We start from the raw sequence: 21,418 nt of genomic DNA, 5'->3' as shown, positions 1-21,418 counted from the left end.
TGGACAAGAGAGGCGTGATTACATCATGCCGCCCATGCCGCCCATGTCGGGCATGCCGCCACCGGCGCCAGCGCCTTCCTTCTGCGGCTTGTCGGCCACCATCGCTTCAGTGGTGATCAGCAGACCAGCGATCGAGGCAGCGTCCTGCAGCGCGGTGCGCACCACCTTGGCCGGGTCGATCACGCCGAACTTGAACATGTCGCCATATTCTTCGGTCTGCGCGTTGAAGCCGAACTTGGGATCGTCGCTTTCGCGGATCTTGCCGGCAACGACGGACCCGTCGACGCCTGCGTTCTCGGCGATCTGACGAAGCGGTGCTTCCAGAGCCTTGCGGACGATGGAGATGCCGATGTTCTGATCGGAGTTCGCACCGGTCAGGCCTTCGAGCGTCTTGCCCGCCTGGACCAGAGCCACACCGCCACCAACGACGATACCTTCCTGAACGGCCGCACGGGTCGCGTTCAGGGCGTCATCGACGCGGTCCTTGCGCTCTTTCACTTCGACTTCGGTCATGCCACCGACGCGGATGACGGCCACACCGCCAGCCAGCTTGGCAACACGTTCCTGCAGCTTCTCGCGGTCGTAGTCGCTGGTGGTTTCCTCGATCTGGGTGCGGATCTGGGCCACGCGGGCTTCGATCTCTGCCTTCTCGCCGGCACCGTCGACAACCGTGGTCTCGTCCTTGGTGATCTGCACCTTCTTGGCCGAACCCAGCATGTCGATGGTCACGTTTTCCAGCTTCATGCCAAGATCTTCGCTGATCACCTGACCACCCGTCAGGATCGCGAGGTCCTGCAACATCGCCTTGCGACGATCACCGAAGCCCGGCGCCTTGACGGCGGCGATCTTCAGGCCACCGCGCAGCTTGTTGACCACGAGGGTCGCCAGCGCTTCGCCTTCGACATCTTCCGCGATGATCAGAAGCGGCTTCTGGCTCTGGATCACGGACTCGAGCAGCGGAACCATCGGCTGGAGGCTCGACAGCTTCTTCTCGTGCAGCAGGATCATGCAGTCGTCGAGTTCAGCGGTCATCTTGTCCGCGTTGGTGACGAAATACGGGCTGAGGTAGCCACGGTCGAACTGCATGCCCTCGACCACGTCGGTCTCGGTTTCCAGGCCCTTGTTCTCTTCGACGGTGATGACGCCCTCGTTGCCGACCTTCTGCATCGCGTCCGCGATCTGCTGGCCGATCTCGCTTTCGCCGTTGGCGGAAATCGTGCCGACCTGGGCGACTTCGGCGCTGTCGGACACGTCGCGCGACGCGGCCTTGATGGCTTCGACGACCTTGGAGGTCGCGAGGTCGATGCCGCGCTTGAGGTCCATCGGGTTCATGCCGGCGGCAACCGACTTGAGGCCTTCCTTGACGATGGCCTGGGCCAGAACCGTCGCGGTGGTGGTGCCGTCGCCGGCTTCGTCATTGGTGCGGCTGGCGACTTCCTTCACCATCTGCGCGCCCATGTTCTCGAACTTGTCTTCCAGTTCGATTTCCTTGGCGACAGACACACCGTCCTTGGTGATGCGCGGCGCGCCGAAGGATTTGTCGATCACGACGTTGCGGCCTTTGGGGCCGAGGGTCACCTTCACCGCGTCGGCGAGGATGTTGACACCCTTCAGCATGCGGTTGCGGGCATCGGTGTCGAATTTGACGTCCTTAGCAGACATTCTTGGCTTCTCCTGATGAGTTGTTTTGGGTCAGACGATCCGAGGCGTTCAGGCTGCTTTCGCGGCAGCGCTCGACTCGATGATACCCATGATGTCGGATTCCTTCATGATCAGCAGTTCTTCGCCATCGAGGTTGACCTCGGTGCCGGACCACTTGCCGAACAGGATCTTGTCGCCTTCCTTGACGTCCATCTTGATCCGGTCGCCGTCCTCGTCGCGCGCACCAGCGCCGACTGCGACAACGATGCCCTCGGCAGGCTTTTCCTTGGCGCTGTCAGGAATGATCAGTCCGCCAGCGGTTTTCTCTTCGCTTTCCACGCGGCGCACGAGCACCCGGTCATGAAGTGGTTTGAATGCCATCTTTGCAGCTCCTTAACGCTCAAAGGTTGTTTCCATGATCCGTCGGTCAGCGGACGGATCATTAGCACTCACCCAAGGCGAGTGCCAACGCCGGATAGCTAGGGAGCGTTTCACGACCTGTCAACAGGTTCGGTCACAAAAAAACGCCCGGCAGAGCCGGGCGCTTGCGTCATAGAAATTCGGGCGCGCCGGCTGCGATTACGCCGACGTGTCAATCCCGGTGCTACAATACCAGAAATCACTACCCATCCCGCCGCAGACATCGACCCGGGGAGAGGAGTGACGAAGGTGGGCGATGCCCTGAACGGGAAATCGCTCATGACCATGTCGTCTTTCCGCTCCCCGACCGATGGCTTCGGTCAATTCCGGTCCTCCCGCAGCCTTGAAGGCCATACCGCCCGCATCCACAGGGCCCGTCGTCGGAGAATTGATCGAAATGTCGGTAGATAATGTCTGACCGACGGGCGTTGACTGGTGAAACATACCGGTGGTTGTTGCGGTCAGGGCAACATCGTCATAGCTCGGTGCCACGCTGCCAACCTGGAACGCGAAAAACAGACCCGAACCGCAAATGCGCAAACCGAAATCGCATTGCGACCCAAGCGCGGGAGACGGGTAATCGTTCAAAAGCTGGGTGTGTGTGGCGGACAATGCAGCGGATGCTCCGAAACACAGGGCAAATGCGGCACCAAGAACTCTCATCACTTCCCCCTGACCACAGCGCCAAAGCGCCGAGTTCATTCATAGGCGGAAATCCGCACTTCCCGAACGCTTTTCTCCAAAATCCCCTAAAATACTGGCCAGTTTCTACCTGTCAGAGTCGCGCCGACCGGCGGCTTCCCGCTTAGATTGCACGAACATCGCCAAACTCGGCGAATCGATTTCCATCGCGGCGAATCAGTCCGACTCATCGGCTGGCTCCCAACTGTAGGCCCAGTGCCGCAACCCTTCCGATCCGGATGGCGTAAGCGCATAGACCCCGCGGCCGATGCGTTCAAACCAACCGTAGTGATTGTCGCGCATGAGCCGGGTAGCGGCGGGAACGGCGGCGGTGCGGGCAACCTCGATCCCCCTGCTCGGGCCGTGTTCGGCCAACATCGCGGCGCAGCGCAACGCGTCCTGCCGATAGCCGGTGACAATGCCGTGCCGCGTCGCGCCCCCTGCGTTCGGATCGCCTTGCAGCCGATCGAACTCGCGCAGGAGCCTCAAAGCGCGTTTCTGCGAACGTCGCAATGATTGCTGGCCCGGATCGCACAAAACCTCGGCCATTCCATCGGCGCGCACCGTAATAAGCCCGAGACCCAAGCGACGGCACAGCGCCCGATTGTCCCGCAGCGCCCGGCGCGCCGACTTGCCGGTCGGGCGCGCCACGGCAATGTAAACCAGGTCAGTGATCGCAAGACGCGCGACCGCCTGGTGGAAGAGCGCCAATGAAAAGCGCAGTTTGAGTTCGACGATCACGGGCGGTTCTTCGCCACGCCGCGCGACCACGTCCGCAGCGCCGACCTCTCCTTTGACCTCGTAGCCCTGCCGTTCGAGCAGCGCCTTGATCGGCGGATACAGCGCCTGCTCACGCAGCGGCTGATCAGCAGGCACGGGAGTCCATCCCTGATGTCGCGGACAAGAGACGACGAACAAAGCGGCGCGGATTGTCAATACAGACGAAACGCTCAGCCGCCCGCAGCGCCCCGTGGCGGCGCGCGCACTGCGCCTCGATCTGCCTGCGATTTTCCACCGTCCGCCCCGGCCTCCTGCCAAAGTGAGCCTTGTTTTTCGCGCGCGCCGCCGTCCCGTGTCAACGCACCTGAGGTGGCTTGGCTCTGACCAACGGTCGCATCCTGCGCGACGGCGGGTGACAAGCAGACGGACGGTTCCTATAAGGCGCGCGAACGACACCCCCTATTTACAGGACGAAACGCATGACCATCCAGGTTTTCGGACACAAATCTCCCGACACCGACTCCACCGGCTCGCCCATCATCTGGGCCTGGTACCTGAACGAGGTGAAAGGCACCCCCGCCGAGGCCGTGCTGCTGGGCGAACCCAACACCGAAGCCGCGTTCATGCTCAAGCGCTGGGACCTGCCCAAGCCCTCGATCATCAGTGACGTTGCCGACGACGCTCCGGTCGTGATCGTGGACACCAACAACCCCGCCGAACTGCCTGCAAACATCAACGGTGCGGACGTGCAGGCGATCATCGATCATCACAAGCTGGTCGGCGGGCTGGAAACCAAGGGTCCGATCGACATCACCATTCGCCCGGTCGCGTGCACCGCGACGATCATGCACGACCTGATCGGCGACGACATGGGCAAGATGCCCGATCCGGTAAAATGCGCGATGCTGACCTGCATCCTCAGCGATACGCTTGAGTTCCGCAGCCCGACCACCACCCCCCATGACAAGGCCGTCGCCGAGAAGCTGGCGGGCGAACTGGGTATTTCGATTCCGGATTACGCCGAAGAGATGTTCGCTGCGAAATCCGACGTATCGTCGTTCAGCGACGCCGAGCTGCTGCGCATGGACAGCAAGGAATACGAGGTCGCCGGCACCAAGTTCCGCGTGTCGGTTCTGGAAACCACCTCGCCGGCGACGATCCTGGACCGCAAGGCCAGCCTGATCGAGTCGATGAAATCCGTCGCCACCGAGGACGGCGTCGATCAGGTGCTCTTGTTCGTGGTCGATATCCTGAACGAGCAAAGCACGCTGCTGGTGCCCAACGACCTGGTGCGCACCGTCGCCGCCAAGAGCTTCGATGCGCGCGCGGAGGGCGACACTGTCGTGCTGCCCGGCGTCGTCAGCCGCAAGAAACAGATCATCCCGAATCTCAAGGTCTGATAGACCGCACGAAGAAGCACGGAGGGCACCATGAGTGCCCCCGTCCATACCAAGGGTGCCGCGCGGTGGTCGAACCCGACGCCGATGCCGCGCGATCACCCACAGACAGAGGCCACGTCGCGGGAAGAATTGGTCCGGCGCCGGGATTGAGATAAATCCCGTCCAGACCACATCAGAACGTCAGTTTGCCTGAAGGGCTGCAGGAATGAGCACACGCGACGAGACTCCATCCCCCTCAAACCCGGCCGCAAAAATCGCCGTGGTCGTGGTCCTGCTGATCGTTGTGGCGATGGCGTTCTATGCGCTGACGGACCGGCTCGCACCCTCGTCGTCGCGGGCAAGCGTATCCGCTCATGTCGTGCAGATCGCTCCCAGGATTTCGGGCGAGGTCATCGAGGTGCATGTCAGCGACGACGCGATCGTGCAGGCCGAAGATCCGCTGTTTTCGCTTGACCGTCGACCGTATGAACTGGCCGTGCGGCAGGCCGAGGCCAACTTGACCTCGACGGTGCAGAACATCGATGCGTCCAGCACCTCGCTTCTGGCCGCGCAGGCCGAGGTGACCAGGTCGCGCAGTGCTCTCGAAACCACGCGGGCGCAGGCGTCCCGGGTCATCCGCCTGGAGGAACGCGGATACGCGTCCAAGGCTCAGGGGGACGCCGCCCGCAACGAAGTCGCCGCCGCCGAAGCCCAGCTTGCCAGCGCCGAGGCCAGCCTCGAAAGCGCGCGCAAGCAGCTTGGCCCGGACGGTGAAGACAACCCTGCAATCGCAGCGGCGCAGGCTCAGCTCGAACAGGCGCAGTACGATCTGGCATCGACCACCGTCCGCGCGCCGCACTACGGCGCGGTCACCAACGTGCTGTTGTCGGAAGGCGAGTTTGTCGCAGCCGGCAGCCCCGCGCTGACCTTCATCGACGCGGGAGATGTCTGGGTCACCGTGGATCTGCGTGAAAACCAGTTGCGCGGTGTCGAAGCAGACGACACCGTGGGGCTGTTGTTCGACGCCGTCCCGGGCAGAATCTATGGCGGTCGGGTCCAGAGCATCGCCTGGGGCATCGATCCCGGGCGCAGCAACCAGGGCAGCCTGGTGGTGAACCAACCCGCCAATCGGTGGTTCGAACCGGCCCGCCGCATTCCTGTTCGGATCGAACTGGTGCTGGACGACGGGGAAGAATTCCCTGCGGTCCGCATCGGCGGCAAGGTTCATACTGTGGTTTACGCCGAAGGCACCGGCAACCCGGTGGCCTGGATCGTCGGCCTTGGCCAGCGCATCCGATCGGTCATCAGCTATCTGCACTAGGCGCGTTCCGTGTATGTGACCCCCCGGCCCGATGTGCGCGAAGACCCGCTGTTCGCGGTCCGCCTCGCGCTGATCGGAACCCTGGGTTATGCCGCGATCCCGCTTCTGGACCCGGCCCTGCCCGCCGTGATCGCCGCCCTGCCGTTGGGCATCATCGCCGGAACCCGAAAAGCCTTTGTGCCTGTCAAGGCGCTGGCGGGTCCGCTGATCCTGATCGTTCTGGTCTTCGCGATGACGTGGCTGGTCGAACACCTTGTCCCGATGCCGGCGATCTTCCTCGGAGTCATGTGGCTTCTCTACTTCCTCGGTTTCCGAGAGATTTTGCGCACCGGCACTCCGCTTGGAATGCTGGTCATCGTGGTCGTCCTGATCATGTCGGTCATGGGGATGCACGGCACTGCGACCGTCGAAGTGCTGCGCGACGACCTGGCACTCGCCGCCCTCGTCGCTCTGGTGCTCGCCCCGCTGGTCTACGCCTTGCTGCCCGCCCACACGCGCGAGGTGCAGGTGGACAATCCGCTGCCAAGCCCCGGAAACATCACCATCGGTGCCGCGATCCGCGCGACCGTTCTGCTCGGGCTCAGTTTCTGGCTCTATTCCGTGATGTCGCCGTCCGACCTGACAATGGCGCTGGTGGCCGCGATGGTGATCGTGTTTCCAACGCGCGGCATGGTCTGGGGTGAGGCGGGACAGCGCGTCCGTGCGACCCTGTTGGGCGCGGCCTGCGCCACCTTCGTGCTGTCGGTCTTCCTGCTGTCCTCCCACCTGCCGATCCTGCTGGGTCTCATCTTCCTGATCGGGCTATGGCTCGGCAACAAGATGCTGAACGGGCACCATCCCTCGATGGTATACCAGTATGCATTCTCCGTGGCCCTGTCCCTGATCGCCGGGGCGCTTTCGACTCAAGATCCGGCCTATGCCAGCTTCACGCGGATCGTGCTGACATTGGCGGGCGCGTTTTCCGCGGCTTTCGCGGTTGCCCTTCTCGACTCCCTGCTGGGCTGGCGGGATCAGCGGTCCACCTAGTTCCCGATACCCGACGGCAGCCCGGCGATTTTCCCCGCGTGTGACGCGCATGTGCTTGACAAGGTCCCGTGCCATGCCGCATCCCCACTACGTTGGTTTCTGCCTACAGGCAGATGAAAAGGGAATGCACGACGCAGCCGCCCCCGCGACCGTGACCGGAGAGGGCACCCAAGCCACTGGCCCGCAGGCCGGGAAGGCGGGTGGCCCGCAGGAAAGCAGATGCTTTCCGGAATCCGCAAGCCGGGAGACCTGCCAGCGACACTGTACGTTAACCGGGCGGGGTGCCTCGGTGACGGGTCTGGCCATTGCTTTGCCCGCCTCCTCCCCGTCTTTCATGGCCGAAAGGTGCGAGCATGAGCGATCATCCCGACGCGGCAGCCCCCGTAGAGCTTCTGGTCTGCACCACCTGTCGGCGCGGCCAGCCGACAGATGAGGACGGGCCGCGGCCCGGCGCCCGTCTGCACGAAGCGCTGAGCCGCCGGCCCCTGCCCGCGGGAGTCCGCCTGCGCCCGGTGGAATGCCTGTCGAACTGCGACAGCGGCTGTTCGGTCGTATTCCGCGGCGGACCTGCCCGCTGGACCTATGTCTATGGCAATTTCCACGAAGAGACCGATGCCGACATGATCGCCGATGTCGTGGCCCGCTATCACGCCACCACCGACGGCCTCGTGCCCTGGCGCGAACGCCCGGTCCATTTCCGCAAGAACTGCATCGCACGCATCCCCCCGCAAGGAGACTTCTGAATGTCCGACCTGTCCAAGCTGCCCGTCACCGTGATCACCGGCTTCCTCGGCTCCGGCAAGACCACCCTGATCCGCCACCTGATGCAGAATCCGCAAGGCAAGCGCCTTGCCGTGGTGGTCAACGAGTTCGGCGATGTCGGCGTGGATGGCGAGATACTGAAATCCTGCGCGATTCCCGATTGCCCGGCCGAGAACATCATGGAACTCGCGAACGGGTGCATCTGCTGCACCGTGGCCGACGACTTCATTCCGACGATCGAGGCACTGATGGCGCTGGAGCCGCGCCCGGACCACATCCTGATCGAGACCTCGGGCCTCGCGCTGCCCAAGCCGCTGCTCAAGGCGTTCGACTGGCCGGATATCCGTTCGAAGATCACCGTCGACGGCGTGATCGCACTGGCGGATGCCGAAGCGGTGGCGGCGGGTCGCTTCGCGCCCAATGTCGCCGCGGTCGACGCTCAGCGCGCCGCCGATGACAGCCTCGACCACGAAACGCCCCTTTCGGAAGTGTTCGAAGACCAGATCTCCTGCGCGGACATCATCCTGCTGACCAAACCGGACCTCGCCGGCCCCGAAGGCGTCGCGAAGGCCCGCGCGATCATCGCCGCCGAGGCCCCTCGCCCGCTGCCGGTGGTCGAGGTCGCCGAGGGCGCGGTGGACGTGCGGGTAATCCTGGGTCTTGAGGCCGCCGCCGAAGACGACATGGATGCGCGGCCCTCCCATCATGACAGCGCCGACGATCACGAGCATGACGATTTCGACAGCATCGTCGTCGCGATCCCGGAACAGAGCGATCCCGCCGACCTCGTTGCGCGCATCGAGAAACTGGCGAACGAGCGCAACATCCTGCGGGTCAAGGGCTATGCGGCGGTCACCGGCAAGCCTATGCGCCTGTTGGTGCAGGCGGTCGGCGCGCGCGTCCGTCACCAGTTCGACCGGCCGTGGAAAGCCGACGAATCGCGGCAGGGCCGGCTGGTCGTGATCGCGGAACACGACGATATCGACGCCGCCGCGATTCACGAGATCCTGACCGGCGCGCCGGTCGCCGCCGAATAGGCTGAACCCTGGGGAAAGCGCTCCGCCGATGCATGTCGTCTTTCGCGAAAGCCACGGACTGGAAGAGACCGAGACCCCGACCGACCTGGGCCAGAGCCCGGCCGATCTGGTGGTGTTGTCCTTCTCCGACAGCGATCTCGGTGCCTTCGCGAGTGGCTGGCATCGCGGCGGCGGTCCCGACGGACGGATGCCGTCGCTTCGCCTGGCCAATCTTTCGGCCCTGAAACACCCGCTGTCTGTCGACACCTATGTCGAGCGGACCCTGACGGGCGCGAAGGGCATCCTGATCCGGCTGATCGGCGGGGTGCCCTACTGGTCCTACGGACTGCAACAGGTGCAGGCGCTGGCTCAGTCGAGGGGGGTGGCGGTCGCCGTCCTGCCGGCGGACGGGCGCGAGGACACGCGACTCGATGAGATGTCCACCTTGCCGGTCTCGACCCTGCGCCGTCTCACCCATCTCTGCGACACCGGCGGCGCGGTCGCCGCACAGGCCGCGCTGGCACAGCTGGCGCTTGCTGCGGGGCTCTATGCGGGGCCGGTGCGCGGCGCAAAGGCGCTGCCGCAGGTCGGCGCATGGACCCCCGAACACGGGCTGACTTGCCCGGTCGCGGCCTTCGCGCCGGACCCCGATCACCCGCGCATCCTGATCACGGTCTATCGCGCCTACATCACGGCGGCCGACATGGCACCGGTCGAGGCTCTGGTCTCGGCATTCCGCGCACGCGGGTTCGAGGCGGCGACCCTCTTCGCTCCTTCTCTGAAGGCACCGGAAGCCGCGGTCTGGATCGCCCGGCAGGTGCGCCATCTCGCCCCCTCGGCCATCGTGAACCTCACCGCGTTTTCCGGCAAGGGCGACTCCGGCACGTCGCCGCTCGACGCCGCCGGGGTGCCGGTCTTCCAGGCGGCGCTGGCCACCTCGACGCGTGACGCCTGGGCCGGGGCCGAGCGGGGCCTATCGCCCGCCGACCTTGCGATGCACGTGGTCCTGCCCGAGGTGGATGGGCGGATCATAGCCGGTGTCGCTTCGTTCAAGCAGCCCGGCGCTCCCGATCCGGCGCTGGAATTCTCACGCTACGCACACCAGCCCGAGCCCGACCGGATCGAAGCCATCGCCGATCGGGTGGCAGGCTGGGTCCGTCTGGCCGCCACTCCGGCGAGCGACTGCGTCCCGGCGCTCGTGCTCTCCACCTATCCTGGCAAGGAGTGGCAGATGGGCCATGCGGTCGGACTGGATGCTCTGGCTTCAACCGAAGCGATCCTGGCCGATCTGGGCCATGAGATTGCCCACGTTTCGTCGCTGGCCGAGACCCTGCCCGACGCAAGCATTGCGTGGCCGCTGGAGGACTACAAGCAGGCGCTCGCCAACCTGCCCGCGCCGCTGCGCGAAGACCTGCACACAGCCTGGGGCCCGCCCGAAGACGACCCTGCTTGCATCGATGGCCAGATGCGGTTCACCGCCCTGCGGCGCGGCAAGGCCGTCGTCGCCCTGCAACCCGAGCGGGGCGCGCCTGAAACGCGCGAGGACGACTACCACGACCTGTCGCGCACGCCGCGTCACGGCTATGTCGCCTTCTACCTCTGGCTACGCCATGCGCTGAAGGCCGATGCGCTGATCCATATCGGCGCGCATGGCACGCTGGAGTGGCTGCCGGGCAAGTCGGTGGCCCTGTCTGCCGCGTGCTGGCCCGAGGCGCTGATCGGCGACCTCCCCGTGATCTATCCTTTCATTGTCAACGATCCGGGCGAAGCCGCGCAGGCCAAGCGCAGAATCGGCGCGGTGACGCTGGGCCATGTGCCCCCGCCGCTGCGCGACAGCGGCACCCCCGAGCGCATGGCTGGGCTCGAGGCGCTGCTGGACGAGTTTTCCAACGCCGATGGGCTCGACCCGAAGCGCCGCGAACGCTTGCAGGCCGACATCCGCGCCGAGGCGCGCGCCCTTGGCGTTGAGGACGATCTGGGGCTCGACCGCGCAACCTCTACCGCCGAGGCGATCACCCGGATCGATCGCTTCGTCTGCGACATCAAGGAAAGCCAGTTCGGAGATGGGCTGCACATCTTTGGCCGCGCACCTGAAACAGCGGGCACGTTCGACACCACTGCTTCTGCAGAGGCAGAGCGCGCGGGCCTGCTGGACGCGCTCGCCGGCCGCCGCGTCGCGGCAGGGCCGAGCGGGTCGCCCTATCGCGGCCGCAGCGACGTGCTGCCGACCGGGCGGAACCTTTACACCACCGACCCCCGTTCGGTGCCCACCCGCAGCGCCTACGCCCAAGGCGTCAAGCTGGCCGAGGAACTGATCCGACGGCACCTTCAGGACGAGGGCGACTATCCCAAGGGTCTGATCGTCGATCTCTGGGGGTCGGCCACGATGCGCACGGCGGGCGAGGAATTCGCGATGGCGTTGCACCTGCTGGGGGTGAAGCCCGTATGGGATAAGGGATCGGAACGGGTTTCGGGCATCGAGGTTTTGCCGATCACCGATCTCGACCGGCCCCGGCTCGACGTGACACTCAGGGTTTCGGGCCTGTTTCGCGATGTGTTCCCGACACTCTCGGCGCTTTTCGGTCAGGCTGTGCGTGCGCTCGCCGTCCGGGACGAGGCGCCCGACTGGAATCCCTATGCGGGTCGCGCCCCCGCCGCGCGGGTCTTCGGCCCGGCACCAGGCAGCTACGGGCTGGGTATGGGCGCGCTGACGGAAACGTATGATGCCGACGCCCGCGCCCGCGCCGGGGAGGCCTGGCTCGCCGCCAGCGCCTTCGCACTTGAAGGCGATCACGTCGCGCGCGACACGGACGGTATCCGCGACCGGGTGGCGCGTGCCGACGCTTTCGTCCACCTGCAGGATCTTGCGGAAACAGACCTGCTGCTGGCCAATGACTATGCCACGCACGAAGCCGGATTCGCCGCCGCCAAGGCGCAGACCGGTGGCACGGCGCGGCTCTATCACCTCGACAACACCAACCCCGCCCTGCCCCGCGCCCGCACCCTATCCGAAGAGATCGCCCGTGTCGTTCGCGCCCGCGCGGCCAACCCCGGCTGGATCAAGGGCATGCAACGGCACGGCTTTCGGGGTGCTGCGGAAATCGCCGCCACGTTGGATCACATGGCCGCCTTCGCCCATCTGGCCGGCGCGGTGGCACCGCATCTGTTCGACCTCTACCACGACGCGACGTTGGGCGACGCCGAGGTCGACGCCTTTCTCGCCCGCGAGAATCCGTCGGCGCATCGCGCCATGCAGGACCGCTTCCGCGCCTTGCTCGACGCGGGATTGTGGCAGACCCGCCGCAACTCCATCCGCGCCGCAATGGACACGCAGCCATGAGTGCGCCCGAGATCAAGGGCTGGTGCCCCGGCGCACACCGCCCGATGATGTCGGGCGACGGCCTTGTGGTCCGCGTGCGCCCGCGACTGGCCCGGCTGACCGCAGCACAGGCAGTCGGGCTGTGCGAGGCCGCGCAGCGGCACGGCAACGGCACGATCGACCTGACCAACCGCGCCAACCTGCAATTGCGCGGCGTCGCCGAGGGTTCGCACGAAATGCTGCTGGACGACCTAGCGGCACTCGACTTGCTGGATCGGGAACCGGGCCTTGAGTCCCGCCGCAACATCCTGGTGCAGCCGTTTCATGACGGAAGCGACCTGACTGCGCGATTGGCGCGGGATCTGATCGCGCGGCTGCGCGATCTGCCGCCGCTGCCCGCGAAGTTCGGCTTTGCCATCGACGCCGGAACGACACGCTGCCTTGCCGGAAACTCCGCCGACATCCGACTGGAAACCGGGTGCGACGACCGGCTGATCCTTCGGGCCGACGGGCAGGCGACTGGGTGCGCGACAACGCCCGACACCGCGATCGACGACCTGTTGGAACTGGCCCGATGGTTTGCCGCCAACTCGGACGCCGATCACCGCCGCATGGCGCAACTGGTCCGCAAGACGCCCTTGCCAGCGAGTTGGACCGGTGCCGCACCCGCCGCGATTGCACCCGATCCGATGCCGGGCGCGACACCGTTCGGCGCTCTCCTCGGCGCACCGTTTGGCCAATTGCCCGCGGGCTCGCTGGCCGACCTGATCCAGCGCAGCAGCGCGACCGCGTTGCGGGTCACCCCGTGGCGTTTGTTCCTGCTGGAAGACGCTGCGCCCACGGCGGCACGCTGTTTCGTCACCCACCCGGACGACCCGCTGCTGGTGACCGACGCCTGCGCGGGCGCGCCCTTCTGTCCCCAGGCAACGGTCACAACCCGCGAGATCGCGCGCCTGCTCGCCACCCGCGCGCAGGGCAGCTTGCACGTTTCGGGCTGTGCCAAGGGCTGCGCGCGCCCCCGCCCCGCGACGGTCACGCTGGTGGGCCGCGACGGACGTTTCGACCTTGTCCGCGACGGATGCGCATGGGATGAGCCCTCCCGACATGGCCTGACCGCAGATGACCTCCAAGCCCTGATGAGCGACCCCGATGCCCTATGAATACGAAACCGACGGCGCGGCGATCTATGCCAAGTCCTTTGCCACAATCCGGGCCGAGGCAGATCTCCAGCGCTTTGACGCGGACGAGGAGCAGGTCGCCGTCCGCATGATTCACGCCGCCGGCATGGTCGGGCTGGAAGCGCATGTGCGGTTCTCACCCGGCTTCGTGCCTGCCGCCCGTGTGGCTCTGGAAGCGGGCGCACCCATCCTCTGCGATGCGCGGATGGTCAGCGAGGGCGTCACGCGGTTCCGCCTGCCCGCCGACAACGATGTGATCTGCACCCTGCAGGACGAGCGTGTGCGTCCGCTGGCCGTCGAAATGGGCAACACCCGCTCCGCGGCTGCGCTGGAGCTGTGGCGTCCGCGTCTGGCCGGTGCGGTTGTCGCCATCGGCAACGCGCCCACGGCCCTGTTTCACCTGCTGAACATGCTGGAAGATCAGGACTGCCCGCGTCCGGCCGCGATCATCGGGTGCCCGGTGGGCTTCGTTGGCGCGGTGGAAAGCAAGGACGCGCTCTGGGCTGCACAGCCGGTGCCCTGCTGCATCGTCAAGGGCCGGCTGGGCGGCTCGGCAATCACCGTTGCCGCCGTCAATGCCATCGCGAGTCGCGCCGAATGAGCCCCGGAACGATCCACGGCGTCGGTCTCGGTCCGGGTGATCCGGACCTGATGACCGTCCGTGCCGACCGTCTGCTGCGCGCCGCGCGCCACGTCGCCTTTTTCCGCAAGCCGGGCCGGCAGGGTCAGGCACGCCGCATCGTCGAGGGGTTGCTGGCCGAGGGGGTCACCGAATACCCGATGGAATACCCGGTCACCACCGAGATCGAGGTGACCGACCCGCGCTACAACGCGTTGCTCTCGGCCTTCTACAAGGACAGCAGCGACCGCTTGCGCGTCCTGTCCGAGCGGGGCGAGAATGTGGTCGTGCTGTGCGAGGGTGATCCGTTCTTCTATGGCAGCTTCATGCATCTCTACGCGCGACTGAATGGCAAGGTCCCGGTCGAGGTCGTGCCGGCCGTCACCGGCATGTCCGGTGCCTGGACCGCGACCGGAACACCGATCACCTGGGGCGACGATGTCCTGACCGTCCTGATGGGCACGCTGCCCGAGGACGATCTGGCGCGCCGCATGGCCGATACGGACGCGCTGGTGGTGATGAAGATCGGGCGCAACTTTGCCAAGGTGCGCCGGGCGCTGGCGCGCGCCGGGTTGACCGACCGCGCCTGGCTGGTGGAGTTCGCCGCCATGCCCGAACAAACGGTGACGCCCCTGGCCGAGGCCGGAGACAAGGTCACGCCCTATTTCTCGATCGTGATCGTTCACGGCAACGGGCGGCGCCCATGAGCGGTTGGCTCAAGATCGTCGGGCTCGGCCCCGGGGACGAGTCGCTGGTCACACCCGAGGCCAACACCGCACTGGCTGCGGCAACCGACGTCGTCGGCTATATCCCCTATGTCGCGCGCGTCGCCCCTCGTGACGGCCTGACCTTGCACGCCAGCGACAACCGCGTCGAACTGGACCGCGCCCGCCACGCGCTGGACCTCGCCGTTCAAGGGCATCGCGTGGTCGTGGTCTCCTCGGGCGATCCCGGCGTTTTCGCCATGGCCTCGGCCGTTTTCGAAGCGGTGGAAGAGGGCCCTGACGCGTGGCGCACGCTGGACATCGATGTACTGCCGGGCATCACCGCGATGCTGGCCGCTGCCGCCCGCGCCGGTGCGCCACTGGGGCACGATTTCTGCGCCATCAATCTGAGCGACAACCTAAAACCCTGGGCTTTGATCGAGAAGCGTCTGCGCCTCGCCGCAGAAGCCGATTTCGCCATGGCCTTCTACAATCCACGCTCGAAATCGAGACCGGAAGGCTTCGAGAAGGCGCTCGAAACCTTGCGCACCCAATGCGGAGCCGATCGGTTGATCCTCTTCGCCCGCGCGGTCAGCCGGCCGGACGAAAGCCTGCGGATCACGACACTGGGCGAAGCGACCGCCGACATGGCCGACATGAGCACCGTGGTGATCGTCGGGTCGTCGCGGACGCGGATCATCGACAGGCCCGTCAACCCGATCGTCTATACGCCGAGGTTCACGCCGGAATGACCAAGCCATGCCAACACCTCTTGCGAAGTCGCGACCTCGTCGCGGTCGGGGATCGCGGGCCGGTCGATCATCAGAACGGGCAAGCCCAGATCGCGCGCGGCGTCGATCTTGGAGCGCGCCCCGTCCCCGCCCGAATTCTTGGACACGACCAGCTCGATCCGGTGATCCAACAGCAAGGCCTTGTCGCCGGACACGGTGAACGGCCCACGGTCGATCACCACGCTGCAGTCGGGCAGCGGCAGATGGTCCGCGGGATCGACCAGGCGCAACAGGTAGTGGTGCTGCGGTCGCACTGCGAAGGCCGCCAGATGCATCCGGCCGAGCGCCAGCATCACACGCGTCGCCGGCCGGTCGAGCGCGGCGACCGCGTCGTCGATCCCCGCCACACTCGTCCAGAGGTCGCCTTGTTGCCGTTGCCAGGCCGGGCGCGTCAGCGCGACCAGCGGCACGCCTATCCGGGCGCAGGCGGTGATGGCGTTGCGGCTCATCCCGGCGGCGAAGGGATGGGTCGCGTCGACCACATGGGTGATCGCCTCGGCCCGGAGGTATTCCGTCAGCCCGTCCACCCCACCGAATCCACCGACGCGCGTCGGCAGCGGCTGCGGGCGCGGCCGCGCAACGCGTCCGGCATAGGAGAAGACCGCGGCCAGGCGATGCTCCGCCACGACCCGCGCCAGGGCACTCGCTTCGGTCGTGCCGCCCAGAATAAGAACGTGGGGCGTGATGGCTGAGTCTCCGTGGCTGACGATCATCGGGTTGGGCGAGGATGGCCCGGACGGACTGTCGCCCGCAACCCGTGAAACACTGGCGAAAGCCGACGTCGTGATGGGCGCGCGCCGGCATCTCGACCTTTTGCCCGGTTTGGGTAGGCGCCGGATCGAATGGCCGGTGCCCTTCGAGGACGGGCTGCCCCTGCTTCTGGAGGTGCGCGGACAGCGCGTTGTCGTGCTGGCCTCGGGGGATCCATTCTGGTTCGGCGCCGGCAGCGTCATTGCGCGCCACCTGGAACCCGAGGAATGGATCGCGCAACCAGGCCTGTCGACCTTTTCGCTGGCCGCCGCGCGACTTGGCTGGCCGCTGGAATCGACCGTCACGCTGGGTCTGCACGCTGCCCCGCTGACACGTTTGCGCCCCCACTTGGCGCCGGGGATCAAGGCGATCGTACTGCTGCGCGACGGGCCTGCCGTCGCGGCACTGGCCTCTTGGCTGGACGGGTCGGGCTTCGGGGCTTCTACCCTGCACGTGATGGAAGCGCTCGGCGGGCCGCGTGAACGGGTTCGCACATTCACGGCGGACGCACCCGGTGTCGACGATGCCGCGCATCCGGTCTGTGTCGGCATCGAGATCGCGGGAGATGGCCCGGTGCTGCCGCTTGCTTCTGGCCTGCCTGACGAGACGTTCGAAACGGACGGGCAGATCACCAAACGCCCGATGCGCGCCTTGACGCTGTCGGCTCTCGCCCCGCGTCCGGGCGAACATCTCTGGGACATCGGGGGCGGCAGCGGATCGGTGGCGATCGAATGGCTACTACGGCATCCCGCCATGCAAGCCACCAGCATCGAGCCGCGCCCCGACCGAGCCGAACGGATCCAGCGAAATGCCGATGCGCTCGGCACCGACCGGCTGCGCATCGTGACCGGGACAGCGCCCGGGGCCTTGCAAGGTCTTGCGCGCCCGGACGCCGTGTTCATCGGCGGCGGCCTGTCCGACGGGATGCTGGACTGGCTGACCTCCCATCTGCCGGTTGGCACACGGATCGTCGCCAACGCGGTGACACTGGAAAGCGAGGCTTTGCTGTGTGCCGCACAAGCCCGAAATGGTGGCGACCTGATGCGGATCGAGCTTGCGCATGCGGAACCCTTGGGCCGCAAGCAGGCATGGCGCGCGACCTATCCCGTCGTTCAGTGGAGCGTGACGCTGTGATCGTCGCGGGCTTCGGATTTCGCGCCAATGCGAGTTGCGCCAGCCTTGTATCGGCGCTCGATCGCGCCGCCCAGGGGCGGCCGGTGAATGCATTGGCCGCACCGGACGACAAATTGGATGCGCCCTGCCTGCGCGCGCTGGCGGCGCAAACCGGACTGCCTGTCACGGCTGTCGCAGCGGACCAGTTGGGAGCGGTGACGACCCTGACCTTGTCTTCCCACAGCCAGGCCCACCGCAACACGGGCAGCGTCGCGGAAGCCGCCGCGCTGGCCGCCGCCGGCGCGGGCGCGCGCCTGCTCTCGCCCCGCCACGTTTCGGAAGATCGTCGCGCCACTTGCGCGCTCGCAACAACGGAGCCCTCATGACAGTTCATTTCATCGGCGCCGGACCGGGCGCGCCAGACCTGCTGACCCTGCGCGGGCGCGACATCATCGCTGCCTGTCCGGTCTGCCTTTATGCCGGCTCACTGGTGCCCGAGGAGATCCTTGCCCACTGTCCGGCAGGTGCGCGGATCGTGAACACGGCCTCCATGGACCTTCACGCGATCATCGCCGAGTGCCGCGCCGCCGAAGCCGCCGGGCAGGACGTGGCTCGCCTGCATTCGGGCGACCTGTCCGTCTGGTCGGCGATGGGCGAGCAGATGCGCCGGCTGCGCGCCGAGGGCATTGCCGTGAGCGTGACGCCGGGGGTTCCCTCCTTCGCCGCCGCAGCCGCCGCACTCGGGGCCGAGTTGACGTTGCCGGGGCTGGCCCAATCGGTGGTTCTGACCCGAACGCCGGGGCGGGCCTCTGCCATGCCCGAGGGCGAAACCCTCGCCAATTTCGCCGCCACCGGTGCGACGCTGGCGATTCACCTGTCGATCGGCAATCTGGACCGGGTGATCACCGACCTGACGCCGTTCTATGGCGCAGGCTGTCCCGTCGCCGTCGTCTATCGCGCCAGTTGGCCCGACGAACGCATCATCCGTGCGACACTGGGCACTTTGGTCGACGCCATGGACGACGGCATTTCGCGCACCGCTCTGATCCTGGTCGGGCCGGCGCTGGCGGGCGAGGGGTTCGCCGAAAGCTGTCTCTACGCCACCGATTACGATCGCCGGTATCGTCCGCAATCCGCCGACAGCCCCTGGTCGAGCTGGAGCCACGGGGATGACTAACCCACCCGGATTGCTGATCTCGGCCCCATCTTCCGGTACCGGCAAGACGACGGTCATGCTGGGCCTGCTGCGGGCGTTGGTCGAGGATGGGTTGGAAGTTCAACCCTTCAAGAGCGGACCCGACTATATCGATCCGGCCTTTCACCTGGCGGCTGCCGGTCGGGCATCGTTCAACATCGACACCTGGGCGATGGACGAGTCCCTGTTGAACGCGATAGCCGGGCGGGCCGAGGGGGCCGACATCGTGATCGCCGAAGGCTCGATGGGTCTGTTTGACGGTGTCGCCAAACCCGGCGAAACCGGGCATGGCAGCAGTGCCGAGACCGCCCTGCGCATGGGCTGGCCGGTGGTCCTGGTGCTGGATGTCGGCGGTCAGGCGCAATCGGCGGCAGCAACGGCACTGGGCTTTCGCAGCTACCTGCCCGATCTGCCCTTTGCCGGCGTGATCCTGAACCGGGTCGCCAGCCCGCGCCACGAACGGCTGACCCGGATGGGAATGGAGCGCGCCGGGCTGCCTGTGCTGGGCGTGCTGCCCCGACGCGGCGACCTGACCCTGCCCGAGCGCCACCTGGGCCTGATCCAGGCGGTGGAACATCCTGATCTTGACCGCGCGATCGCGGGCTATGCCGCCTTCCTGCGCGACCATGTCGACCTGGTCGCGGTGAAGGCAGCGGCCTCCTCGGGCCCGGAAGGGCCGTCGTCGGCCGCGCTGCCGCGGCCCCCGGCCCAGCGAATCGCTCTGGCGCGCGACGCGGCGTTCTCGTTCACCTATCCGCATCTGATCGAGGGCTGGCGCGCCGCCGGAGCAGAGGTTCTGCCGTTTTCCCCGATCGCCGACGAAGCGCCTGCCCCTGACGCGGACCTGGTCTGGCTGCCCGGCGGCTATCCCGAGCTGCACGCCGGGCGCATCGCCGCCGCCGAGCGATTCATGACCGGCCTGCGGCGGCACGCGGAAACCCGGCCCGTTCATGGCGAATGCGGCGGCTACATGGCGCTCGGCGAGGCGCTGATCGACAAGGAGGGGGTGAGCCACCGAATGGCGGGTCTTCTCGGCCTCGTCACCTCCTACGAGAAGCGCAAGTTTCACCTCGGCTATCGTCGTGCGACACTGCGCCAACCGATGCCCGGTTTCGCCCCCGGCATCAGCTTGCGGGGGCATGAGTTCCACTACTCGACCATCCTCGAGCAACCCGACGCCCCCCTGGCCGACGTGACCGACGCCGAGGGCGCGCCGGTGCCCGAGACCGGCTCGGTGCGCGGCCTTGCCAGCGGCACCTTCTTTCACCTCATCGCGAGTGCAACAAGATGAGCGGCTTCGTTTCCTTCGTCGGTTCGGGCCCGGGCGATCCCGAGCTTCTGACGCTCAAGGCGGTCGACCGCATGAAGCGCGCCGATGCGATCCTGTTCGACGATCTGAGTTCGGGCCCGATCCTGTCTCATGCCCACCAGGGGGCCGACCTGGTCGGCGTCGGCAAACGGGCCGGCCGGCCCTCGCCCAAGCAGGACCATGTCAGCCGCCTTCTGGTCGACTACGCCAGTGGCGGTGCGCGGGTGGTGCGTCTCAAATCCGGCGATGGCGGCATGTTCGGACGTCTGGAGGAAGAACTCGGCGCGCTACGAGAAGCCGGAATCGCATACGAGATCATTCCGGGCATCCCGTCGGCCTGTGCTGCCGCCGCCGCCGCCGGCATCCCGCTGACCCGCCGGCTGACCGCGCGGCGAGTGCAGTTCGTCACCGGGCACGACGTGGTGGGCCACCTGCCCGAGGATCTGAACATGGCCGCCCTCGCCGATCCCGCCGCGACCACCGTCGTCTTCATGGGCATGCGCACCTTTCCCCAGCTCGCGCGGATGCTGGTCGACCACGGGCTGCCACCCGACACGCCCGCGCTACTGGCCGAGGCTGTCTCGACGCCCGAGCAGTCCCTGCACCGCAGCACCGTCGCGCAGCTCTCCGACCGGTTGGCGCAGGCAATCAGCCCGGCCCCGGCGCTGATCCTCTATGGCCCGCTGACGGAGCATGAGGATGGTTGAGCTGTCGCTGATCGGTATCGGGACCGGCAATCCAGACCACGTGACCCGGCAAGGCGAAGCGGCGATCCGGGCCGCCGACCTGATCCTGATCCCGCGCAAGGGCGCGGCGAAATCCGACCTCGCCGAGCTGCGCGAAACCATCATCGCGCACGCCTGCGACGGCACACCGCCGCGTATCGCCCATTTCGACATCCCCGAGCGCCGCACAGAAGATGGTTACCTGCAGGGTGTGGAACACTGGCACGACGCCATCGCCCGCGCTTGGCAGGCCGCGATTGCGGGCGAAACGCCGTCGCCGCGCCGCGTGGCGTTGTTGATCTGGGGCGACCCTTCTCTCTATGACAGTTCCCTGCGCATCTTCGCACGGCTCGACCCGCGGCCATTGGTACGCGTCATCCCCGGCATCACGGCGCTGCAGGCGCTGACCGCCGCGCACGCAATCCCGATCAACGAGATCGGTGCGCCCTTCGTCGTGACCACAGGGCGACGGCTCCGCGAGGACGGCTGGCCCCCGGCTGCGAATACGGTCGCCGTGATGCTCGACGGCACCTGCGCCTTTCGTACCCTGCCGCCCGCGGACTACGACATCTGGTGGGGCGCCTATCTGGGCATGGCCGAGGAGCGGCTGATTCATGGTCCGCTGACGCAGGTCGCCGATCGGATCGAAGCCACGAGAGCCGCGGCGCGCGCCGATCACGGCTGGATCATGGATGTCTACCTGCTGAAAAAACGCCCCGCTGCGCCTGCATAACGGCACAACACCATTG

At 66.6% G+C, this 21,418-nt stretch carries 21 protein-coding genes and 1 riboswitch; of the genes, 16 read left to right on the top strand and 5 right to left on the bottom strand.

Annotation, left to right across the window (positions count from 1 at the left end; all coding sequences use genetic code 11):
- Positions 1-18 precede the first annotated feature (18 nt).
- The 4 genes from groL to JF290_RS05025 all read right to left on the bottom strand — a co-directional run bounded on the left by groL (position 19) and on the right by JF290_RS05025 (position 3,618).
- Entirely contained in the window at positions 19-1,662 is a 1,644-nt protein-coding gene (gene groL, locus JF290_RS05040) for a chaperonin GroEL (RefSeq protein WP_199023678.1), read from the bottom strand.
- A 48-nt stretch (positions 1,663-1,710) separates the two neighbouring features.
- Positions 1,711-2,022, bottom strand: a complete 312-nt coding sequence (groES, locus tag JF290_RS05035; RefSeq protein WP_199023677.1) for a co-chaperone GroES — start codon at positions 2,020-2,022, stop codon at positions 1,711-1,713.
- A gap of 198 nt (positions 2,023-2,220) precedes the next feature.
- Positions 2,221-2,724: a hypothetical protein gene (locus tag JF290_RS05030; RefSeq protein ID WP_199023676.1), complete on the bottom strand. Its 504-nt coding sequence runs from the start codon at positions 2,722-2,724 to the stop codon at positions 2,221-2,223.
- Between the two features lie 195 nt (positions 2,725-2,919).
- Positions 2,920-3,618, bottom strand: coding sequence for a DUF2161 domain-containing phosphodiesterase (locus JF290_RS05025; protein ID WP_328701205.1), 699 nt, complete (start codon positions 3,616-3,618; stop codon positions 2,920-2,922).
- A 323-nt stretch (positions 3,619-3,941) separates the two neighbouring features.
- On the opposite strand from JF290_RS05025, the gene JF290_RS05020 reads away from it, so the two are divergent.
- The 10 genes from JF290_RS05020 to cobJ all read left to right on the top strand — a co-directional run bounded on the left by JF290_RS05020 (position 3,942) and on the right by cobJ (position 15,538).
- The gene (locus tag JF290_RS05020) at positions 3,942-4,862 is read left to right on the top strand and encodes a manganese-dependent inorganic pyrophosphatase (RefSeq protein ID WP_199023675.1); all 921 of its coding nucleotides are present in this window, start codon (positions 3,942-3,944) and stop codon (positions 4,860-4,862) included.
- Positions 4,863-5,067: 205 nt separating this feature from the next.
- The gene (locus JF290_RS05015; RefSeq protein ID WP_199023674.1) at positions 5,068-6,162 is read left to right on the top strand and encodes an HlyD family secretion protein; all 1,095 of its coding nucleotides are present in this window, start codon (positions 5,068-5,070) and stop codon (positions 6,160-6,162) included.
- A 9-nt stretch (positions 6,163-6,171) separates the two neighbouring features.
- Positions 6,172-7,188 (top strand): FUSC family protein, encoded by a 1,017-nt coding sequence (locus JF290_RS05010; protein ID WP_199023673.1) that lies wholly within the window; start codon positions 6,172-6,174, stop codon positions 7,186-7,188.
- A gap of 76 nt (positions 7,189-7,264) precedes the next feature.
- Positions 7,265-7,459: riboswitch (cobalamin riboswitch) on the top strand.
- Between the two features lie 82 nt (positions 7,460-7,541).
- On the top strand, positions 7,542-7,931 hold the full coding sequence (locus tag JF290_RS05005; RefSeq protein WP_199023672.1) for a DUF1636 family protein: 390 nt from the start codon (positions 7,542-7,544) through the stop codon (positions 7,929-7,931).
- Positions 7,932-8,987: a cobalamin biosynthesis protein CobW gene (gene cobW, locus JF290_RS05000; protein ID WP_199023671.1), complete on the top strand. Its 1,056-nt coding sequence runs from the start codon at positions 7,932-7,934 to the stop codon at positions 8,985-8,987.
- Positions 8,988-9,015: 28 nt separating this feature from the next.
- On the top strand, positions 9,016-12,306 hold the full coding sequence (cobN, locus tag JF290_RS04995; protein WP_199023670.1) for a cobaltochelatase subunit CobN: 3,291 nt from the start codon (positions 9,016-9,018) through the stop codon (positions 12,304-12,306).
- A complete protein-coding gene (locus JF290_RS04990) occupies positions 12,303-13,445 on the top strand; it encodes a cobalamin biosynthesis protein CobG (protein ID WP_199023669.1) in 1,143 nt (380 codons plus the stop codon). Before cobN ends, JF290_RS04990 begins: the two co-directional genes overlap by 4 nt.
- A complete protein-coding gene (locus JF290_RS04985; RefSeq protein ID WP_199023668.1) occupies positions 13,435-14,064 on the top strand; it encodes a precorrin-8X methylmutase in 630 nt (209 codons plus the stop codon). The genes JF290_RS04990 and JF290_RS04985 overlap by 11 nt, the downstream gene beginning before the upstream one ends.
- A complete protein-coding gene (locus JF290_RS04980; RefSeq protein WP_199023667.1) occupies positions 14,061-14,789 on the top strand; it encodes a precorrin-2 C(20)-methyltransferase in 729 nt (242 codons plus the stop codon). The genes JF290_RS04985 and JF290_RS04980 overlap by 4 nt, the downstream gene beginning before the upstream one ends.
- Positions 14,786-15,538 (top strand): precorrin-3B C(17)-methyltransferase, encoded by a 753-nt coding sequence (gene cobJ, locus JF290_RS04975; RefSeq protein WP_199023666.1) that lies wholly within the window; start codon positions 14,786-14,788, stop codon positions 15,536-15,538. Before JF290_RS04980 ends, cobJ begins: the two co-directional genes overlap by 4 nt.
- On the opposite strand, the gene JF290_RS04970 is transcribed toward cobJ, so the two are convergent.
- Positions 15,511-16,290, bottom strand: coding sequence for a cobalt-precorrin-6A reductase (locus tag JF290_RS04970; protein ID WP_199023665.1), 780 nt, complete (start codon positions 16,288-16,290; stop codon positions 15,511-15,513). The two genes, cobJ and JF290_RS04970, sit on opposite strands and share 28 nt — an antisense overlap.
- On the opposite strand from JF290_RS04970, the gene cbiE reads away from it, so the two are divergent.
- The 6 genes from cbiE to cobF are packed head-to-tail and all read left to right on the top strand — an operon-like array spanning position 16,262 to position 21,402.
- The gene (gene cbiE / locus JF290_RS04965) at positions 16,262-17,461 is read left to right on the top strand and encodes a precorrin-6y C5,15-methyltransferase (decarboxylating) subunit CbiE (protein WP_199023664.1); all 1,200 of its coding nucleotides are present in this window, start codon (positions 16,262-16,264) and stop codon (positions 17,459-17,461) included. The genes JF290_RS04970 and cbiE overlap by 29 nt on opposite strands.
- Positions 17,443-17,826 (top strand): cobalamin biosynthesis protein, encoded by a 384-nt coding sequence (locus tag JF290_RS04960; RefSeq protein WP_328701204.1) that lies wholly within the window; start codon positions 17,443-17,445, stop codon positions 17,824-17,826. The genes cbiE and JF290_RS04960 overlap by 19 nt, the downstream gene beginning before the upstream one ends.
- On the top strand, positions 17,823-18,617 hold the full coding sequence (gene cobM / locus JF290_RS04955) for a precorrin-4 C(11)-methyltransferase (RefSeq protein WP_199023663.1): 795 nt from the start codon (positions 17,823-17,825) through the stop codon (positions 18,615-18,617). Before JF290_RS04960 ends, cobM begins: the two co-directional genes overlap by 4 nt.
- Positions 18,610-19,926, top strand: a complete 1,317-nt coding sequence (locus JF290_RS04950; protein ID WP_199023662.1) for a cobyrinic acid a,c-diamide synthase CobB — start codon at positions 18,610-18,612, stop codon at positions 19,924-19,926. The genes cobM and JF290_RS04950 overlap by 8 nt, the downstream gene beginning before the upstream one ends.
- Positions 19,923-20,651: a uroporphyrinogen-III C-methyltransferase gene (gene cobA / locus JF290_RS04945; RefSeq protein ID WP_199023661.1), complete on the top strand. Its 729-nt coding sequence runs from the start codon at positions 19,923-19,925 to the stop codon at positions 20,649-20,651. The genes JF290_RS04950 and cobA overlap by 4 nt, the downstream gene beginning before the upstream one ends.
- Entirely contained in the window at positions 20,644-21,402 is a 759-nt protein-coding gene (gene cobF, locus JF290_RS04940; protein WP_199023660.1) for a precorrin-6A synthase (deacetylating), read from the top strand. Before cobA ends, cobF begins: the two co-directional genes overlap by 8 nt.
- Positions 21,403-21,418: the final 16 nt, after the last annotated feature.

This window comes from Sedimentitalea arenosa (genome assembly GCF_016428585.1).
Classification (GTDB): domain Bacteria; phylum Pseudomonadota; class Alphaproteobacteria; order Rhodobacterales; family Rhodobacteraceae; genus Sedimentitalea; species Sedimentitalea arenosa.
Note: the sequence above shows the minus strand (reverse complement) of the source record. Positions and strands in the feature narration are given on the sequence as shown.

Excerpts from the sequence above, each read along its gene's own strand:
- groES (WP_199023677.1), bottom strand. The coding sequence starts at position 2,022 with ATGGCATTCAAACCACTTCATGACCGGGTGCTCGTGCGCCGCGTGGAA.
- JF290_RS04950 (WP_199023662.1), top strand. The coding sequence starts at position 18,610 with ATGACTAACCCACCCGGATTGCTGATCTCGGCCCCATCTTCCGGTACC.
- cbiE (WP_199023664.1), top strand. The coding sequence starts at position 16,262 with ATGGCTGAGTCTCCGTGGCTGACGATCATCGGGTTGGGCGAGGATGGC.
- JF290_RS05005 (WP_199023672.1), top strand. The coding sequence starts at position 7,542 with ATGAGCGATCATCCCGACGCGGCAGCCCCCGTAGAGCTTCTGGTCTGC.
- JF290_RS04970 (WP_199023665.1), bottom strand. The coding sequence starts at position 16,290 with ATGATCGTCAGCCACGGAGACTCAGCCATCACGCCCCACGTTCTTATT.
- cobM (WP_199023663.1), top strand. The coding sequence starts at position 17,823 with ATGACAGTTCATTTCATCGGCGCCGGACCGGGCGCGCCAGACCTGCTG.
- cobJ (WP_199023666.1), top strand. The coding sequence starts at position 14,786 with ATGAGCGGTTGGCTCAAGATCGTCGGGCTCGGCCCCGGGGACGAGTCG.
- cobN (WP_199023670.1), top strand. The coding sequence starts at position 9,016 with ATGCATGTCGTCTTTCGCGAAAGCCACGGACTGGAAGAGACCGAGACC.
- JF290_RS04985 (WP_199023668.1), top strand. The coding sequence starts at position 13,435 with ATGCCCTATGAATACGAAACCGACGGCGCGGCGATCTATGCCAAGTCC.
- cobF (WP_199023660.1), top strand. The coding sequence starts at position 20,644 with ATGGTTGAGCTGTCGCTGATCGGTATCGGGACCGGCAATCCAGACCAC.
- cobW (WP_199023671.1), top strand. The coding sequence starts at position 7,932 with ATGTCCGACCTGTCCAAGCTGCCCGTCACCGTGATCACCGGCTTCCTC.
- JF290_RS05020 (WP_199023675.1), top strand. The coding sequence starts at position 3,942 with ATGACCATCCAGGTTTTCGGACACAAATCTCCCGACACCGACTCCACC.
- groL (WP_199023678.1), bottom strand. The coding sequence starts at position 1,662 with ATGTCTGCTAAGGACGTCAAATTCGACACCGATGCCCGCAACCGCATG.
- JF290_RS05015 (WP_199023674.1), top strand. The coding sequence starts at position 5,068 with ATGAGCACACGCGACGAGACTCCATCCCCCTCAAACCCGGCCGCAAAA.
- cobA (WP_199023661.1), top strand. The coding sequence starts at position 19,923 with ATGAGCGGCTTCGTTTCCTTCGTCGGTTCGGGCCCGGGCGATCCCGAG.
- JF290_RS04980 (WP_199023667.1), top strand. The coding sequence starts at position 14,061 with ATGAGCCCCGGAACGATCCACGGCGTCGGTCTCGGTCCGGGTGATCCG.
- JF290_RS05030 (WP_199023676.1), bottom strand. The coding sequence starts at position 2,724 with ATGAGAGTTCTTGGTGCCGCATTTGCCCTGTGTTTCGGAGCATCCGCT.
- JF290_RS04990 (WP_199023669.1), top strand. The coding sequence starts at position 12,303 with ATGAGTGCGCCCGAGATCAAGGGCTGGTGCCCCGGCGCACACCGCCCG.